Origin of the sequence: Pseudomonas lactucae (genome assembly GCF_016937615.1) — a bacterium.
In the GTDB taxonomy this organism is placed as follows: Bacteria; Pseudomonadota; Gammaproteobacteria; order Pseudomonadales; family Pseudomonadaceae; genus Aquipseudomonas; species Aquipseudomonas lactucae.
In genome coordinates this window covers 78,317-95,420 of record NZ_JAFHKI010000064.1, presented here as the reverse complement: position 1 = coordinate 95,420, position 17,104 = coordinate 78,317, and the positions used below count along the sequence as shown (strand labels likewise).

12 protein-coding genes and 4 pseudogenes are annotated in these 17,104 nt (G+C 62.1%); 7 read left to right on the top strand and 9 right to left on the bottom strand.

The genetic code is table 11. The features are described 5' to 3' along the window. Positions 1-168: 168 nt before the first annotated feature. Both fdhA and JWR98_RS13265 read left to right on the top strand, forming a co-directional pair. Positions 169-1,367 (top strand): annotated as a pseudogene (gene fdhA, locus JWR98_RS13270) (formaldehyde dehydrogenase, glutathione-independent). A gap of 203 nt (positions 1,368-1,570) precedes the next feature. Further along, positions 1,571-2,143 carry a DUF2780 domain-containing protein gene (locus JWR98_RS13265; protein ID WP_078734958.1) on the top strand — a complete coding sequence of 191 codons (573 nt, stop codon included), beginning with the start codon at positions 1,571-1,573 and terminating at the stop codon, positions 2,141-2,143. On the opposite strand, the gene JWR98_RS13260 is transcribed toward JWR98_RS13265, so the two are convergent. Further along, positions 2,119-3,027, bottom strand: a complete 909-nt coding sequence (locus tag JWR98_RS13260) for an acyltransferase (RefSeq protein WP_205490240.1) — start codon at positions 3,025-3,027, stop codon at positions 2,119-2,121. The genes JWR98_RS13265 and JWR98_RS13260 overlap by 25 nt on opposite strands. Positions 3,028-3,167: 140 nt before the next feature. On the opposite strand from JWR98_RS13260, the gene rloA2 reads away from it, so the two are divergent. From rloA2 to creD, 4 genes are read left to right on the top strand one after another with little or no spacing between them, the layout of a single operon-like run. Continuing rightward, complete coding sequence (gene rloA2 / locus JWR98_RS13255) at positions 3,168-3,668, top strand: retropepsin-like aspartic peptidase RloA2 (protein ID WP_078734956.1); 501 nt, start codon at positions 3,168-3,170, stop codon at positions 3,666-3,668. A gap of 9 nt (positions 3,669-3,677) precedes the next feature. Continuing rightward, positions 3,678-4,346, top strand: a complete 669-nt coding sequence (gene creB, locus JWR98_RS13250) for a two-component system response regulator CreB (RefSeq protein ID WP_078734955.1) — start codon at positions 3,678-3,680, stop codon at positions 4,344-4,346. After that, positions 4,346-5,785 carry a two-component system sensor histidine kinase CreC gene (gene creC, locus JWR98_RS13245; RefSeq protein WP_205490239.1) on the top strand — a complete coding sequence of 480 codons (1,440 nt, stop codon included), beginning with the start codon at positions 4,346-4,348 and terminating at the stop codon, positions 5,783-5,785. The genes creB and creC overlap by 1 nt, the downstream gene beginning before the upstream one ends. Before the next feature lie 51 nt (positions 5,786-5,836). After that, on the top strand, positions 5,837-7,210 hold the full coding sequence (gene creD / locus JWR98_RS13240; RefSeq protein WP_205490238.1) for a cell envelope integrity protein CreD: 1,374 nt from the start codon (positions 5,837-5,839) through the stop codon (positions 7,208-7,210). Positions 7,211-7,395: 185 nt separating this feature from the next. Here the strand turns inward: creD and JWR98_RS13235 are convergent. The 8 genes and pseudogenes from JWR98_RS13235 to JWR98_RS13200 form a co-directional block, all read right to left on the bottom strand. After that, positions 7,396-8,024 (bottom strand): annotated as a pseudogene (locus tag JWR98_RS13235) (glutathione S-transferase). Between the two features lie 151 nt (positions 8,025-8,175). Beyond that, positions 8,176-8,358, bottom strand: coding sequence for a hypothetical protein (locus JWR98_RS13230; protein WP_205490237.1), 183 nt, complete (start codon positions 8,356-8,358; stop codon positions 8,176-8,178). Next, a pseudogene (locus JWR98_RS13225) lies at positions 8,355-9,457 on the bottom strand (PepSY-associated TM helix domain-containing protein). Before JWR98_RS13225 ends, JWR98_RS13230 begins: the two are co-directional and overlap by 4 nt. 17 nt (positions 9,458-9,474) lie before the next feature. After that, entirely contained in the window at positions 9,475-11,904 is a 2,430-nt protein-coding gene (locus JWR98_RS13220) for a TonB-dependent siderophore receptor (RefSeq protein WP_205490236.1), read from the bottom strand. A gap of 195 nt (positions 11,905-12,099) precedes the next feature. Further along, positions 12,100-13,067, bottom strand: a pseudogene (locus JWR98_RS13215) (FecR domain-containing protein). Next, positions 13,064-13,582 carry an RNA polymerase sigma factor gene (locus JWR98_RS13210; RefSeq protein WP_205490235.1) on the bottom strand — a complete coding sequence of 173 codons (519 nt, stop codon included), beginning with the start codon at positions 13,580-13,582 and terminating at the stop codon, positions 13,064-13,066. The pseudogene JWR98_RS13215 and the gene JWR98_RS13210 overlap by 4 nt, the downstream one beginning before the upstream one ends. A gap of 100 nt (positions 13,583-13,682) precedes the next feature. Further along, positions 13,683-14,390, bottom strand: a complete 708-nt coding sequence (locus JWR98_RS13205; protein WP_205490234.1) for an exonuclease domain-containing protein — start codon at positions 14,388-14,390, stop codon at positions 13,683-13,685. Beyond that, a complete protein-coding gene (locus JWR98_RS13200; RefSeq protein WP_205490233.1) occupies positions 14,387-16,309 on the bottom strand; it encodes a putative nucleotidyltransferase substrate binding domain-containing protein in 1,923 nt (640 codons plus the stop codon). Before JWR98_RS13200 ends, JWR98_RS13205 begins: the two co-directional genes overlap by 4 nt. Positions 16,310-16,552: 243 nt before the next feature. Between JWR98_RS13200 and JWR98_RS13195 the strand changes: the two genes are divergently transcribed. Beyond that, positions 16,553-16,999, top strand: a complete 447-nt coding sequence (locus tag JWR98_RS13195) for a response regulator (protein WP_078734944.1) — start codon at positions 16,553-16,555, stop codon at positions 16,997-16,999. Positions 17,000-17,104 lie beyond the last annotated feature (105 nt).

Here is a 17,104-nt window from a genome sequence, read left to right as displayed (position 1 = left end):
CGCACCGCCCCTCCACATTTGACTGTGTTCACAAATCCAATGTGGGAGGGGGCTTGCCCCCGATGAGGCCCTTACAAACAACACAAGCAACAGCATCTGTACCCGAGCACTTAACGCGCTGCCCCAACGGGCAACGCAGTTCCATAAAAACAACAGCGAGGTGAAAGCATGTCTGGTAATCGTGGTGTCGTGTATCTCGGCAACGGCAAGGTCGAAGTACAGAAAATCGACTATCCCAAAATGCAGGATCCCCGTGGCAGGAAGATTGAGCACGGCGTCATCCTGCGCGTGGTCTCCACCAACATCTGCGGCTCCGACCAACACATGGTGCGCGGCCGCACTACTGCCCAGACCGGCCTGGTGCTCGGTCACGAGATCACCGGTGAAGTGATCGAGAAGGGCAGCGACGTCGAAAACCTGAAACTCGGCGACCTGGTTTCGGTACCGTTCAACGTGGCGTGCGGCCGCTGCCGTTCGTGCAAAGAGCAACACACCGGCGTGTGCCTCACCGTTAACCCGGCGCGTGCCGGTGGTGCCTACGGCTATGTCGACATGGGCGACTGGACCGGCGGCCAGGCCGAATACGTGCTGGTGCCGTATGCCGACTTCAACCTGCTCAAACTGCCTGACCGCGACAAGGCCATGGAAAAAATCCGTGACCTGACCTGCCTCTCCGACATTCTGCCCACCGGCTACCACGGCGCTGTGACTGCGGCGTAGGCCCAGGCAGCACGGTGTACATTGCGGGCGCCGGCCCGGTCGGCCTGGCCGCTGCCGCCTCTGCACGCCTGCTGGGCGCGGCGGTGGTGATCATCGGCGACGTCAACCCGATCCGCCTGGCCCACGCCAAGGCCCAGGGTTTCGAAATTGCCGACCTGTCCACCGACACCCCGCTGCACGAGCAGATCGCCGCCCTGCTCGGCGAGCCGGAAGTGGACTGCGCCGTCGACTGCGTAGGCTTTGAAGCACGCGGCCACGGCCACGACGGCGTCAAGGCCGAAGCCCCGGCCACGGTGCTCAACTCGCTGATGGGCGTAGTGCGCGTGGCCGGCAAGATCGGTATCCCTGGCCTGTACGTCACCGAAGATCCAGGTGCCGTCGACGCCGCCGCAAAAATGGGCAGCCTGAGCATCCGCTTTGGCTTGGGCTGGGCTAAATCCCACAGCTTCCACACTGGGCAGACGCCTGTGATGAAGTACAACCGCCAGTTGATGCAGGCGATCATGTGGGACCGCATCAACATTGCCGAAATCGTTGGCGTGCAGGTCATCAGCCTGGATGATGCGCCACGTGGGTATGGCGAGTTTGATGCGGGCGTGCCGAAGAAGTTTGTGATTGATCCGCACAAACTGTTCAGCGCGGCGTAACGCGCTGGGTGTCAATGAAAGGGGCGGCCTGCGGGTCGCCCTTTTTGCATCGGGTGTTTAAGCCTGCAAGCACGATAGCTGCATCTGTCCGCCCTGAGCAAACCCCTCCCACATAGGTTTTGTAGTGTTTGGAGCGGCCCGGAACAATGTGCCGGCTATCCAGTCCAACGCCTGCTTTCGCCCTATACCCAGAGGTTGTCCCCATGAAGATTTCACGTGGCTTTGCCCTTTCCTGCCTGATGACCCTCGCGGCCACTCCCGTGTTCGCCGCAGGCTTCAGCCTTGGCGATGCGGCCAATGCCATTTCCGGCATGCAGGGGGGTAACAACAAGGCCGCTGCCGCCGCACCGTCGTCCGAGACGGCCGGCTTGTTGACCGCACTGACCTCGCAACTGAATGTCACGCCCGAACAAGCCATCGGCGGTACCGGTGCCATGCTGGGGCTGGCCAAGAACCAACTGGGCGGCAACGACTATTCGCAACTGGCCAAGAGCGTGCCGGGGCTGGACAAGCTGTCCGGCGACAATGCCCTGGGCAGCCTCGGCGCCTTGAGTGGCTTGCTCGGACAGACCGGCGGCAGCAAGACCAGCGGCCTGGGCGGCCTGCTGGGTAACGTAAAAGACACTAACGACCTGAACACCGCGTTCAGCGCTCTAGGCATGGACAGCGGCATGATCGGCCAGTTTGCCCCGGTGATCCTGGAATACCTGGGCGGCCAGGGTGCCAGCAGTTCCGTGCTGGGCAAGCTGGCTCAAGCCTGGGGCACCGGCAGCTGAATATTCTCCGCGCGCAGTTGCTCGATGCGCGCATCTTTCTCCTTCCAGAGCTGGTTCACCCAGTTCTGGACGGTCTGGCGAAACGCCGGATCATTCTCGTAATCCCCTTGCCACAACCCCGGGTCCAGCTCGCGGGTGCGGATATCGATGATCACCTTCGGCACCGCGCCGCTGATCAAGTCCCAGAATCCCGGAATCTTCTGCTGCGGATAAACCACGGTGACGTCGAGGATCGCGTCCAGCTGTTCACCCATCGCCGCCAGCACGAACGCTACGCCGCCAGCCTTGGGCTTGAGCAATCGAGTGAACGGTGAATCCTGCTGTTTGCGCTTGGCCTCGCTGAACCGTGTGCCTTCCAGGTAATTGACCACGGTCACCGGCTGGCGCTTGAACAGCTCGCAGGCTTGTTTGGTGATCTTCAAATCCTGGCCCGCCAGCTCCGGGTGCTTGGCCAGGAACGCCTTGGTGTAGCGCTTCATGAACGGGTAATCCAGCGCCCACCAGGCCAGGCCCAGGAAGGGCACCCAGATCAGCTCTTTTTTCAGGAAGAATTTGAAGAAGGGCGTGCGTCGGTTCAGCGCCTGGATCAGCGCCGGGATATCCACCCACGACTGGTGGTTGCTGATCACCAGGTAACTCGTGTCGCCGCGCAGGTCTTCGCCGCCGCGAATATCCCACTGGGTGGGGATGCACAGGGCGAAAATCAGTTTGTCGATCTCGGCCCAGGTTTCGGCGATCCACATCACCGCCCATGACATGTAGTCGCGCGAGCGACCCGGCGCCACCAGCTTGAGCAGGGCGAACACCATCAGCGGGCCGATCAGGACCAGCGTGTTGAGCAACAGCAGCAGGGTAACCAGACAGCCGGTGAGCAGGCGGCGCATAAGCAACTCTTGGAAGGGTGTGGGCGGGCCATGATAAGAGAGCGGAGTCCAGAGGCCAAATCGCAAAACGCCGAACGATCTAACTAAGTGCTGCCTTTGCGGTCTAGAATCCGCCTACTTCTTTCCGAGGAAATCACTTCGTGAAACTGCTATTTGCCGCGTTCGCCCTTGCCGCCTTGCCCGTCATGGCCGCCGAACCGACCCTCTACGGTCGCTACGAATACATCCAACTGCCGGAAATCGGCGAAACCTTCAAGGCCAAGATGGACACCGGCGCGCTGACCGCTTCGCTGTCGGCCCGCGACATCGAGACCTTCACCCGTGACGGCGACGACTGGGTGCGCTTCCGCCTCGGCGGCAAGGACGCTTCCAACAAGGTCTACGAACACAAGGTGTCGCGCATCAGCAAGATCAAGAGCCGCGCCGACGAAGACGACGAAAAAGACGAAGCCAGCGTGGCCAAGCGCCCGGTGATCGACCTGGAAATGTGCCTGGGCGACGTCAAGCGCACCGTCGAGGTCAACCTCACCGACCGCAGCAGCTTCAACTACCCGCTGCTGATCGGCGCCAAGGCCCTGCGTGAATTTGGCGCAGCGGTGAACCCGGCGCGTCGCTACACTGCCGACAAACCGGACTGCTGACGGACCCCCATGCCCCACATCCTGATTGTCGAAGACGAAGCGGCGATAGCCGACACGCTGCTGTTCGCCCTGCAAGGCGAGGGTTTCACCACCACCTGGCTGAGCCTTGGCCAGGCGGCGCTGGAGCATCAGCGCCAGACCCCGGCCGACCTGATCATCCTCGACATCGGCCTGCCGGACATCAGCGGTTTTGAAACCTGCAAGCAATTGCGCCGCTTCAGTGATGTGCCGGTGATGTTCCTCAGCGCGCGGGACGGTGAGATCGACCGCGTGGTGGGGCTGGAGATCGGCGCCGACGACTATGTGGTCAAGCCGTTCAGCCCGCGGGAAGTGGCGGCGCGGGTGCGGGCGATCCTCAAGCGGGTTGGCCCTGGTGTGGCGCCGGCGCTGTTCCAGGTGGACCTGGAACGCATGCAGATCAGCTATCGCGGCCAGCCCTTGAGCCTCACGCGCCATGAATTCCGCCTGCTGCAAAGCCTGCTGGAACAACCCGAGCGTGTGTTCAGCCGCGAACAACTGCTGGACGCGGTGGGCGTGCCGGCCGATGCCGGCTATGAGCGCAATATCGACAGTCATATCAAAAGCCTGCGCGGCAAACTGCGCGCCGTGGCCGCGCAGGCCGAACCGATCCAGACCCATCGCGGCCTGGGCTACAGCTACAGCCCGAGCAACAGCTGATGCGCCTGGGGCTGCGGATTTTCCTGGTGTACGCGTTATTCATCGGCCTGACCGGTTACTTTGTGCTCAGCACGGTGATGAAGGAAATCCGCCCCGGCGTGCGCCAGTCCACCGAAGAAACCCTGGTGGACACCGCCAACCTGTTGGCCGAAATCCTGCGCGAGGATGTGAAAAACCGCACCCTCGGCCAAAGCCACTGGCCGCAGTTGCTCAAGGCCTACGGCAATCGCCAGCCGGGCGCGACCATCTGGGGCCTGCCGAAAAACCAGGTCAACCACCGTATCTACGTGACCGACGCCAAGGGCACGGTGCTGCTCGATTCCAGCGGCGAAGCAGTGGGCCAGGACTACTCCAAATGGAACGACGTGTACCTGACCCTGCGTGGCGAATACGGTGCGCGCTCGACCCGCAGCAAAGCGGATGACGCCACCTCGTCGGTGATGCACGTGGGCGCGCCGATTCGCGACAACGGCCAGATCATCGGCGTGGTCACCGTGGCCAAGCCCAACAGCTCGTTGCAGCCTTACGTCGACCGCACCGAGCGGCGCCTGCTGTGGTACGGCGCCGGGTTGGTGATCCTCGGCTTGCTGCTGGGCGCGTTGTTGTCGTGGTGGTTGAGCGTGGCCTTGAGACGCCTGACGGCCTACGCCGAAGCGGTCAGCGAAGGCCGGCGTGCCGAGTTGCCGTATTACCGTGGCGGTGAGTTGAAGCAGTTATCTACAGCGGTGGAGCACATGCGCACGCAGCTCGAGGGCAAGGCCTACGTCGAACATTACGTGCACACCCTGACCCACGAATTGAAAAGCCCATTGGCGGCGATTCGCGGCGCGGCGGAGCTGTTGCAGGGCGATATGACCCGCGAACAGCAGCAACGCTTTGTCGGCAATATCGACAGTGAGAGTGCGCGCCTGCAGCAGTTGATCGAGCGCCTGTTGAACCTGGCGCAGGTGGAACAACGCCAGGGGCTGGAAGAACAGACGAGTCTCGCGCTGGGCGCATTGGTCGATGAAGTGCTCAGCGCCCAATGTGCACGCATCGAAGGCGCCGGCCTGCGTGTGGAGCAGGCGATTGCTGCGGATGTGAAGGTGTTCGGCGAGCCCTTCCTGCTGCGTCAGGCCTTGGGCAATCTGCTGGACAATGCCTTGGATTTCACACCCTCCGGCGGGCTGTTGAAGTTCAGCGCACAGACGCTGCACAACGATGTGCAGGTGAGCCTGTTCAACCAGGCGGCGCCGATTCCCGACTACGCCTTACCGCGTCTGAGCGAACGCTTTTATTCGCTGCCACGCCCGGCCAGCGGGCGCAAAAGCACGGGCCTGGGCCTCAACTTTGTCGAGGAAGTGATGAAGCTGCACGGTGGCGCGTTGCAGATCGGCAACGTGCCGGGCGGCGTGCAGGTGGTGCTGCATCTCCACACAGTCTCCACATTGCCCACATAAAACGCCCACATGCGCGCCTCACTCTCTGTCCATCAAAACAGGGAGAGACCCATGAACCGCAGCCTGCTTTTCAAACTTGGCGCAATTGCGCTGCTGATTTTGCTGTTGCTGATTCCGTTGCTGATGATCAACGGCATCATCAGCGACCGCCAGCAACTGCGCGACGGCGTACTGATGGACATCGCGCGCAGCTCCAGTTACGCCCAGCGTCTTACCGGGCCGGTGATGGTAGTGCCGTATCGCAAGACCGTGCGTGAGTGGAAGCTCAATGAAAAGCTCAACAAGCGCTACGAGGTCACGCGTGAAGAACGCGGTCGCCTGTACTTCCTGCCGGACCGTTTTGAACTCGACGGCAAGGTGCAGACCGAACTGCGTGCACGGGGCATTTACCAGGCGCGGTTGTTTCATGCCGATAATCGCATCACCGGGCGTTTCGAACTGCCGGCGCAGTTGGGGATCACCGAAGACTTTGCCGACTACCGGTTTGAACCGGCCTTTCTGGCGGTGGGCATCAGCGATATTCGCGGCATTGAAAACTCACTGAAACTCGAGCTGGGCAGCCAGCGGCTGGAGTTCTCGCCGGGCTCCCAAGTGGATTGGCTGGGCGAGGGCGTGCACGTGGCGCTGCCCGAGCAGGACAGCAAAAAACCGGCCGTGGTGGACTTCGCCTTCGACTTGCGTCTGCAAGGGACCGAGCAACTGCAAGTGGTGCCGGTGGGCAAGACCAGCCAGGTGTCACTGACCTCCAACTGGCCGCACCCCAGCTTTATCGGCAACTTCCTGCCGACGCAACGTGAGATCACCGACAAGGGCTTTACGGCCAGCTGGCAGACCTCGTTCTTCTCCACCAACCTCGAACAAGCCCTGCAAACCTGCCTGGACACGCAAGGCTGTGATGACTTCAACAACCGCAGCTTCGGCGTGAACTTCATCGACCCGGTGGACCAGTACCTCAAGAGCGACCGCGCAATCAAATACGCGCTGCTGTTTATCGCGCTGACTTTTGCCGGCTTCTTCCTGTTCGAAGTGCTCAAGAGCCTGGCGGTGCACCCGATTCAATATGCACTGGTGGGGGTGGCCCTGGCGTTTTTCTACCTGCTGCTGTTGTCGTTGTCCGAGCACCTGGGGTTTGCCTTGGCGTACCTGATCTCGGCGAGTGCCTGTGTGTTGCTGATTGGTTTCTACGTGTGCCATGTGCTGCGCAGTGTGGCCCACGGCCTGGGGTTTTCGGCGGGCTTGGCGGCGTTGTATGGCTTGTTGTACGGGCTATTGAGCGCCGAGGACTACGCGTTGCTGATGGGCTCGCTGCTGCTGTTCGGCCTGCTGGGCACGGTGATGGTGCTGACGCGCAAACTGGACTGGTATGGCGTGGGCAAGCGCAAGGGGACTGAGCCGTTGGTGTTCGATCTGGAGGCGGTGCAATGATTGGGTTGCGCGAGGATCAGCAAGTGGGGGCGCAGTTAGCCGCAAGGATCGCCACCTTCCTCAATACCACCATCGCCCAATGTGGGAGGGGGCTTGCCCGCGATAGCGATGGTTCACAAACAGATGTGCTGAATGACATACCGCAATCGCGGGCAAGCCCCTCCCACTTTGGCCCGGAGTGAATATCAGATCGGCGGCTGGGTCTGCTGCATCGAAGGCCGCTGGCTGACCTCGGCGTACCAGGCGGCAAGCTGTGGGTTGGCCGACCGCCAGTGCATGTCCGGATGGCGGAAATCCAGATAACCCAGGGCACACGCGACGCTGATGGCGGCGATGTCGAAGTGGCTGGTCAGTTCGGCGAGGGCGTCCTGCTCCAGCTCGGCGAGGGTGCGGTTGATCTTGTTGCGCTGCTCGTCGAGCCAATGATCCCAGTGTTTCTCCGCCGGGCGCAGGGCGGTTTCGTAACGCACCAGCACGGCGCGTCCATGATGCCGTCGGCCATCGAGGCCAGGGTCAGACGGCGCCAGCGCGGCGAGCCGTCACGGGGGATCAGCGGGTTACCGACGTGCTGGTGGTCGAAGTAATCGAGGATCACCCGGCTGTCGTGCAGCACCGTGCCGTCGGCCAGGCGCAGGGCGGGGATCTTGCCCACGGGGTTGCCTTGCACCACCTGGGCGTCCGGATTCACCGGGGTCGGCGTGCACGCATGCAGGGCCACACGGTCCTGCTGGCCGGTCTCGAGCAGCAGCACGCGGACTTTGCGCACGAACGGTGAGGCGGGGTTATGGAACAAGGTCATGCTGGGGGCGGACATGGGCATTCCTCTCAATGGGCTGCGGCTAGCCTAGAGGGTTGCGCGGTGGCTGGCGAGGGTGGTGGCGTTTTTGAGGGCCTCATCGGGGGCACCACATTTTGATTTGTGAATGCGGTCAACTGTGGGAGGGGGCTTGCCCCCGATAGCGCCCTCAGCCGCGCCGCTTGAATAACCCCCAAACGCCAATCACGGCAGGCACGCCCAGCCCCACCCAACTGAGCGAATCCCACAGCCCATCCCCCAGTAACGCGGCAAACAACCCGGCGGCGCTGAGCGCGCCAATCCCCAGCGGCAGGCCAAACACCTTCCAGAAGTTCGACTGGCGCGGCTTCATGCCTTGCCCGCCTTGCGCCGCACGATCCACAGGTAAACGCCACTGCCGAGCACGATGATGGTCAACACATCCAGCACCGCCCAGAGGATCTTCATCGGCATGCCGCCATAATCGCCAAAGTGCAGCGGCTGGGACAGGCCCATGGCGTCCATGTACCACGGCCGTTCGGCGATGGCGGTGACGGCCAGGGTGCTGGCGTCGATCAGCACCGGGGTGAGCAAGTGCGACGTCAGGTGGGTGCTGCCTTTCATGAACACCGCATAGTGATGCTCGCTGGAAAAGCGCGTGCCGGGGAAGGCAATGAAGTCCGGTTGCATGCCGGGTGCCGCCTTGGCGGCGATGCTCAGCAAGTCGCTGGCCGGTGCGCGTTGGGTCAGCGGCGGGGCGTGTGCGTAGGGCTCGATCATCGCGCTGAGGCTGTCCTGGCGCCAGGCGGCGATGATCAAGTCGGCGCAGGCGCTGATCACGCCGTCACGCCGACCACCAACGCCCAGGTCAGCGTGACCACGCCGATCAGGTTATGCAGGTCGAGCCAGCGCAGGCGGGTGGACTTGTCCTGGCGCACAGTGGCGAACTTCAACCTGCGCATGAACGGCAGGTACAGCACGGTGCCGGAGATGATCGCGACCACAAACAGAATGCCCATGAACGCCAACAGCAACTTGCCCGGCAGCCCGGCAAACATGTCCACGTGCAGGCGCAGCAGGAACAGGGTGAAGCCGCCGTTGGCCGACGGCATTTGCACCGCTTCACCGGTGCGCGCATCGAGCATGAAGGTGTGGGACGCATTCGGCTCGGTACCGGCGGTGGCGGCCATGATTGCGATCACGCCGTTTTTGTCGTCCTCATCCCAGGCCAGGTACTGCAAGGCTTCGCCGGGACGATGGGCTTGGGCCTTGTCAACCAGTTGCTCAAGGTTGAGCGTCTGCGTGTCGTTGGGCATCTGCGCCAGTTTCGGCTCGTTGCCCAGCAGGTGATCGATCTCATGGTGAAACACCAATGGCAGGCCGGTGAGGGCAAGCAGCAGCAGGAACACCGTGCAGACCAGGCTGGTCCAGGTATGGACAAAGGACCAGCGGCGGATGGTTTTGCTTTTCATGTTCTAGCCTTGGCCAATTACCACTGGTAGGTGGCGCTGGCGACGACGCTGCGTTGGTCGCCGTAGTAGCAGTAGAAGCCATCGCAGGTCGAAATGTAGTCTTTGTCGAACAGGTTGGTGGCGTTCAATTTCACCGATGCACCTTTGAGGCTGTTGTCCAGGCGACCCAGGTCGTAGTGCACTGCGGCATCGAACACTGTGTAGGCGTCGGCCTTGCCCAGCCAGGTATTGCCTTGGTCTCCGTAGGTGTTGCCGGTGTAGCGCGCACCGAAGCCCACGCCGAAACCGTCGAGTACCCCGGTATGCCAGGTGTAGTCCGTCCATAGGGCGGCTTGCTGGTTTGGCATCAGTTGCAGACGATTGCCTTTGTAGTCACCTTTTTGCACCTCGGATTTTGCCAGGGTGTAGGAAGCGATGACTTTGAGGTTTTCAGTCACATCTGACACAGCTTCCAATTCCAGGCCTTTGACTTTCACTTCACCGGTCTGGTTAGTAACCGGGATACTGCCTGCGGTAGTCGTGGTCACCAGAACGTTTTTCTGGGTCAGGTCGTAAACGGCCGCACTCAGCAGCGTGTTTGAACCCTCAGGCTGATATTTGATACCCAGTTCCCACTGTTTGCCTTCGGTGGGTTTGTACGACTCAGTGGCTGAGACGCTGGCGTTGCTCGCTGGTTGAAAGGATTCGGCGTAGGAGATATAGGGTACAAAGCCGGAGTCAAACACATAGCTTAGTGCCGCATTGCCACTGAAATGCTTGATGCGGTCGGTATTGGTCGCGTCGTTCTGGTTGAAATAGGTGGTGCCTTGGTGCACCCAGTCTTCACGGCCGCCCACGGTCAGACGCCATTTATCCAGTGCCAATTGATCCTGGATATAGAGACCCGTCTGCACGGTCTTCTGGTTGTAGTCGTAGAACGCACCGGAGCGTGCGGGACGAACAATAGGCTGACCGTATATTGGATTGTTGACGTTGGTCTTCAGCCCATCACCGAAAATCGACAGGTACGAGGTGTCGGTGCGTTGATGATCCAGGCCCAGCAGCAAGGTATGGGTGATGTCGCCGGTGGTGAAGTCGGCCTGGAAGTTATTGTCGAGGGCTAACTGGCCGATGTTCTCGTCCACATTGGTCGAGGTGCGGCCCACGTCACCATTGGCCTCCACCTGGGTGAACGGATAGGCACCCACGGTCAGCGTCTGGAACGACAACTCAGACTTGGTATAGCGCAGGTTCTGCTTGAACTGCCACGTCTCGTTGAAGCGATGCTCGAAGGCATAGCCCAGCGCATAGTAGGTGCGGTCGTAGTATTCGTAGTCCGGGTCGCCCAGGTTCTTGTGGTGGGACACCTCGCCCAATGGCGATTTGATTTTGGTGCCCTGGATCGGCAGGAACTGGCTGGTGGTGCCGGTATCGTCGCGGGTGAACTGCGACAGGAAGGTCAGCTGAGTATCAGGGTCGATATTCCAGGTCAGGCTAGGCGCGATGTTGTAGCGCTTGTTGTCGATGTGATCGACCTGGGTGCCGGCATCACGCATCACGCCGCTGAGGCCATAGAGGAACCGGCCTTCCTCGTCGAGCTTGCCGGTACTGGCAAAGTTGATCTGGCGATAGTTGTCGCTGCCGTATTGCACCTGGATGGCACTGCTCTGCTCGGCGCTGGGACGGCGGCTGACCATGTCCAGCAGGCCGCCCGGCGGGGTCTGGCCGTACACCGACGAGGCCGGGCCACGCAACAGGGCGAGGCGGTCAAGGTTCCAGGTTTCGGCTTTCGGGTTGGCGTACACACCGCGCGGCAGTGGCAGGCCGTCGAGGAACTGGGTGGGTTCGAAGCCGCGTACGCGCATCCAGTCATAACGGGTATCGCTGCCGTAGCTGGCGGAGACGATGCCGGGCATGTATTTCACCGCGTCATCCAGGTTCTGCACGTTGCGGTCCTGCATCTGCTCGCGGGTGGCGATGGAAATCGAGCGCGGCGCTTCGACCAGCGCGGTGTCGGTCTTGGTGCCGGCGGCGGTGCGTTTGGCCAGGTAGCCCTCGACCGGGCCCCAGGCACTTTCATCGCTGCCCTGGCTGGTGATGTTGGTGGTGGGCAACGCCAGCGCACCTTCCGGCACCGCCACCAGGGTAAACGTCCCGGCGCTGCTCTGTTCCAGCTGCAACCCGGTGCCACGCAGTGCCTCGCGCAGCGCGCCCTGTGCATCGAACTGGCCCTGGACCGGTGCCGACGTCTTGCCCGACGCCAGCGCCGGGTTGAGGGTCAGTGCCAGGCCGGCCTGGCTGGCGATCTGGTTCAGCGTTGACGCCAGGGGCGCCGCCGGCAGGTTGTAGGCGCGCACGGTCGAGGCTTGTTCAGCGGCGAACAGCGCGGGGCTGGCCAGCGGGGCGCTGAGGGCAATGGCCACGGCTAACAGGCTGGGGCGCAACAAGGTATCTAGCGTGCGGGACATGGGCGGCTCCTGAATGGAAATATTTCTCAATTGCTTAGGTGCCGAACGAGAATTGGAAAGTGATAGGGCGGGGGGAAACTATTTTTTTGTGGCGTGTTTGAGGGCGTCATCGGGGGCAAGCCCCCTCCCACAGTTGAAGGTATTCACAAATCAAATGTGGAGGGGTTGCCCGATAGCGATAGCCCAGACACTTCATTAGGGCTTGGCGGTCACCGTCACCCACCACGGCGTGTGCTGCTCGATCCGCACCGGCAGGGTCGGCAGCAGGGCGTTGAGCGCAGGGTGGTGTCGTGCAGCGGGAAGCTGCCGGTGATGCGCAGGTCGGCCACGCGTTTATCCACCCCCAGGTAACCGCTGCGGTAACGGCTGAGTTCCTCGACCACATCGCCCAGGCGGGCGTTGTCGACCACCAGCATGCCACGGGTCCAGGCATCGGTGGCGGGGGGGACGGCAAGCGCAGGGCCGAGGCCGTCGCTGCGCATCAGCACCTGTTGGCCTTCCTTGAACACCTGTTCCTGATGCAGTGTTTGCGGCTGCGCCGCCACCGCCGATTGCAGCACGCTCAAGCGCGTGGCGTCGTCTTCGCGCTTGACGATAAACCGCGTGCCCAGCGGCCGCAGGCTGCCATCGCGGGTCTGCACGTAAAACGGGCGCGCATCGTTGTGGCCGGTTTGGACGAGGATCTCGCCTTCCTGCAACACGATCAGCCGGCGTTTCTCATCGAAACGCACGTCGATGGCGCTGTGGGTATTGAGGTTGATCTGCGTGCCATCAGCCAGTTTCAGCGTGCGCTGCTCGCCGGTGGCGGTGCGCTGATCGGCCAGCCAATAGTGGATCGGCACGTAGCGTTCGCCGGCAAACAAGGCCAGACCGCACACCAATGCGATACTCGCCAGCCCGCTGCCGAGCTTGCGCACGCGTTGGCGAAGGCCTTCACTCGATTGCAACAACGCCGCCCGCGCCGGGCCCGAGGCGGCGCTGAAACGCTGGTCGAGCATGCCCAGCTGGCGCCAGGCACGGGCGTGTTCTTCGTCGCTGGCCAGCCATTTGCTGAACGCTTCGCGCTCCACCGCGCTGCCGTCCCCCGAGTCGAGGCACAGCTGCCAGGCAATCGCGGCGTCCAGCACGCGGGCCGACACCGGTTTGGCGCTGATGGCGCTCACGCCGGTTCGCCATACAGCGCGATATAGCACTGGCGAATGCCCTGGGCCAGGTACTGGCGCACACGAGGCACCGATACGCCCAGGCGTTGAGCAATTTCGGCGTGGCCCAGGCCGTCGAGACGGCTATACAGGAAGGCCGCGCGGGCCTTGCTCGACAGCTTGCCGAGCAGGCGGTCGATGGCCTTGAGGTCTTCGAGGATCAGTTGCTGCGCTTCCGGCGAGGGGTGTTCGCTTGCCGGGATCAGCATCAGTTCGGTGAGATAGGCCTGCTCCAGCGCCGCGCGACGAAAGTAGTCGAACAGCAAGCCTTTGGCGATTGCTACCAGGAACGCCCTGGGCTCGCGGGGTGCGCGCAACTCGTCACGGCCGAGCAGGCGCATGAACGTGTCCTGGCTCAGGTCCTCGGCGCGGCTTGGGCAGGCCACATTGCGCCGCAGCCAGGCCAGCAGCCAGCCACGATGGTCGCGATACAACGCGCCAACAAGCTCACTGTGTGGGGTCTGGACCGACGACAAGGCATCACCGAATAAACAAGAGGTTTAAACTAACGAGAATTATTCGCGATTGTGTCAGAGGCGTGGGGTGGGCGCAATTGGTGTCTGTCGGGAGATGAGATTAAAACGATGGCGCTTGTTTACGCCGTTTCCATTGGCTCAAACGCGTTTGCAGCGCGTGCGGTGTGTCGATGTGCTGCTGGCGCGCGCGGCTGAACAGAATGAGCATCAGCTCGGCGGTGGCCAGGGCGTCGGCGCTGGCGTGATGGCGTTCGCCCACCTGCAGCTTGAAGTGATTGATCCAGTCGTCCAGCCCGGCTTCGCGAATATGCGCCTCGGGGCACAGCAGCGGGGCGATGTCGGCCACATCCAGGAACGGATGAGCCAGGCGATAACCCAGGCTGTCCTTGAGTGCGCGGCCGAGCATGTGCTTATCGAACGGTGCATGGAAGGCCAGCAGTGGGCTGTCGCCGACGAACTCCATAAAGTCCAGCAAGGCTTCGACCGGATCACTGCCGGCGGCGATGGCGCTGGGGCCCAGGCCGTGGATCAGCACGCTGGGGCTGAGTTTGGTGTCGGTGCGTTGCAAGGTGCGCTCGAACAACTGGGAAAAATCCACAGCACCGTCCTCGATCACCACCGCGCCGATGGACAGCACCTGGTCGCGGTTGAGGTTCAGACCGCTGGTTTCCAGGTCCACCACCACCCAGCGCTGGGTGCGCAGCGAGCTGTCGCCCAGTGCCGCAGGGTTGGGCAGTTGTTCCAGGCGCCGTTGTTGGTCCGCGTCCAGGCGCGGTTTGGCGGCGCGCCACCAACCGAACAGGCTCACAGTTGATACCGCAGGGTCAGGCTGCTTTGCAGGCGCTGGGCCTGGCGCAGGGATTCGCGCAGGATCCGCCGGTCCAGATGGTTAAGGCTGTCGGGGTCGACGCGGTTGGAATACGGCTGGTTCTCGCGGGTTTGCAACTGGTGCTGCTGCATGCGGGTTTGCTGGATAAAGTGATACGCCTCTTCATAGGCGGCGCCGTCCAGCGGTTCGATGACTTCCTTGACCACCAACTGGCGCAGGCGCTCCAGGGTGTTGTTGGCATGGATGCCATTGGCCAGGGCCAGCAGGCGCGCACCATCCACGAATGGGGTGAGGCCCTGAACCTTGAGGTCCAGCGTGGCCTTTTTGCTGCCTTTACGCGTCAGCACGAATTCGCGAAAACGCCCCACTGGTGGGCGTTGGCGCAAGGCATTCTCGGCGAGCATGCGCTGGAACAACCGGTTGTCCGCGACCTGGTCCAAGATACCTTGGCGCAATTGCTCGCAACCCTGCTCGTCGCCCCACACCACGCGCAGGTCGAAATAAATGCTCGAGCCGAGCAGGTTCTCCGGCGTCGCTTCGCGGATAAACGCCGCGAAGCGCCGCGCCCATTCAGCCCGCGACAGGCACAGTTCCGGGTTGCTGGCCATGATGTTGCCCTTGCACAGGCTGAACCCGCACAGCGCCAGGCTCTGGTTGATCTGCTGCGCCAGGGGCAGCAGGCGCCCGCGAATCTCGGCGGCTTCCACCGCGTCCTTGGCTTCGAACAGAATGCCGTTGTCCTGGTCGGTGTACAGCGTTTGCTCGCGACGGCCTTCGCTGCCGAAACACAACCAACTGAACGGCACCCCTGGGTCGCCTTTTTCGGCGATGCTCAGTTCGATCACTCGGCACACGGTGTGGTCGTTGAGCAGGGTAATGATGTGGGTAATCTGGGTGGACGATGCTCCGTGGGCCAGCATGCGCTCCACCAACTGGCCGATCTCGCCACGCAGCGCCACCAGGTTGTCCACCCGCGGCGCGTTGCGGATGGTGCGGGCCAGGTGCACCAGGTCGACGCGTTGCAGGGAAAACAAGTCGCGCTCGGACACCACGCCACACAGGCGCTGGTCCCTGACCAGGCACACATGGGCGATATGCCGCTCGGTCATGGCGATGGCGGCATCGAACGCGCTGTGATCGGGGGTCAAAAAGAACGGTGCCTGGGTCATATGCGCGTCGATGGGCTGGCTGAAATCGCTGGTGCCGTCGGCCACCACCTGGCGCAGGTCGCGCAAGGTGAAAATCCCCAGGGGCGCCTTGTGCTCATCGACGATCACGATGCTGCCCACCTGTTGTTCGTGCATCAGCGTCACCGCTTCACGCAGCGGTGTGTCCGGGTTGCACGTGACCGGATGGCGCATGGCCAATTCGCCCAGGCGGGTGTTCAAGGAATACTGCGTGCCGAGGGTTTCCACGGCTTTTTGCTGCACCTGCTGGTTGACCTGATCCAGCAGGCTGCTGACGCCCCGCAGGGCAAAGTCGCGAAATGGGCTGGAGAGGGCAAACAGCTTGATGAAAGCCGGTTTGTTCAGTTGCAGGCAAAAGGTGTCTTCGGCGGCCTTGTGCTCGGTGCGCGTGGCCCGCTCGCCGAGCAGCGCCGCGAGGGGAAAGCACTCGCCCGTGGTGATCTCGAAGGTGGCGTGTTCCGAGTCCGGTCGCTCGCCCACCACCCGGCCCTGTTTGACCACGTAGAAGTGCTCCACTGGTCCGCCCGACGGTTTGAGAATGCTCTCTCCGGGTCCATAGAAGCGCAACTGGCATTGCTCCACCAGAAACGCCAAGTGTGCCTGTTCCATCTGGTTGAACGGTGGGAAGCGTTGCAGGAATTGCAGGGTGCCGTGGATGTTCTGCAACACGGCGGTTTTACCCGCCTGCGTGAAAGCATCAGCTTTACTCATAACAGTGACCGCAGTTTTTTTGTCGTTATCGTCCTGCATGGTCGACTCCTGGGCGCTGGGTGCCCATTGGACGTAAGTCTAGGTCGATGAAAAAACGCTAAAACTAGGGAAAAGCCTTACATCACTATCGTCCAAACCCCGTAGAACGCCCACTATGCAAACTTTCCGACGAAGTGCACATTGAACGCCCTTCCGCAGATGTCTGACGAGTGCTGGAGAGTGATAAGAACTGTTGAGAGCCGTATGTCCGACCACGATATTTTGAGTGATGCCGAGCGCGAGGCGCTGAGCGCCGTGATGCTGGAGCCTGATCTACCGCCCCAACGTGTGTTGATTGTCGACGACGACAAGGACGCACGTGAGCTGCTGGCGGAGATCCTGGGGCTGGACGGTATTCGCTGCATGACCGCTGACAGTGGGGAGAAGGCGTGGGAACTGTTGCAGTCCAGCAGCTCCATCGGTTTGCTGATCACCGACTTGCGCATGCGGCCGAGCAATGGCCTTGAGTTGATCCGCCAGGTCCGCGAATCCACCCGCGCAGCGCTGCCGATCATCATTATGTCCGGGGACGCGGAAGCGCCGGATGTGATCGACGCGATGCACCTAAGCGTGGTGGATTTTTTGCTCAAGCCGATTGATAGCGTGAAGTTGGCGAAGCTGGTGAAGCGGGAATTGGGGATGGCTTCCTGATTTTTGCGCTGAATGTGCGGGCCTCATCGGGGGCAAGCCCCCTCCCACATTTTGACCGCGGCACAGTCCAAGTGTGGGAGGGGGCTTGCTCCCGATGGCGCCATT

Excerpts from the sequence above, each read along its gene's own strand:
- JWR98_RS13265 (WP_078734958.1), top strand. The coding sequence starts at position 1,571 with ATGAAGATTTCACGTGGCTTTGCCCTTTCCTGCCTGATGACCCTCGCG.
- JWR98_RS13260 (WP_205490240.1), bottom strand. The coding sequence starts at position 3,027 with ATGCGCCGCCTGCTCACCGGCTGTCTGGTTACCCTGCTGCTGTTGCTC.
- creB (WP_078734955.1), top strand. The coding sequence starts at position 3,678 with ATGCCCCACATCCTGATTGTCGAAGACGAAGCGGCGATAGCCGACACG.
- creC (WP_205490239.1), top strand. The coding sequence starts at position 4,346 with ATGCGCCTGGGGCTGCGGATTTTCCTGGTGTACGCGTTATTCATCGGC.
- creD (WP_205490238.1), top strand. The coding sequence starts at position 5,837 with ATGAACCGCAGCCTGCTTTTCAAACTTGGCGCAATTGCGCTGCTGATT.
- JWR98_RS13230 (WP_205490237.1), bottom strand. The coding sequence starts at position 8,358 with ATGAAGCCGCGCCAGTCGAACTTCTGGAAGGTGTTTGGCCTGCCGCTG.
- JWR98_RS13220 (WP_205490236.1), bottom strand. The coding sequence starts at position 11,904 with ATGTCCCGCACGCTAGATACCTTGTTGCGCCCCAGCCTGTTAGCCGTG.
- JWR98_RS13200 (WP_205490233.1), bottom strand. The coding sequence starts at position 16,309 with ATGAGTAAAGCTGATGCTTTCACGCAGGCGGGTAAAACCGCCGTGTTG.
- JWR98_RS13195 (WP_078734944.1), top strand. The coding sequence starts at position 16,553 with ATGTCCGACCACGATATTTTGAGTGATGCCGAGCGCGAGGCGCTGAGC.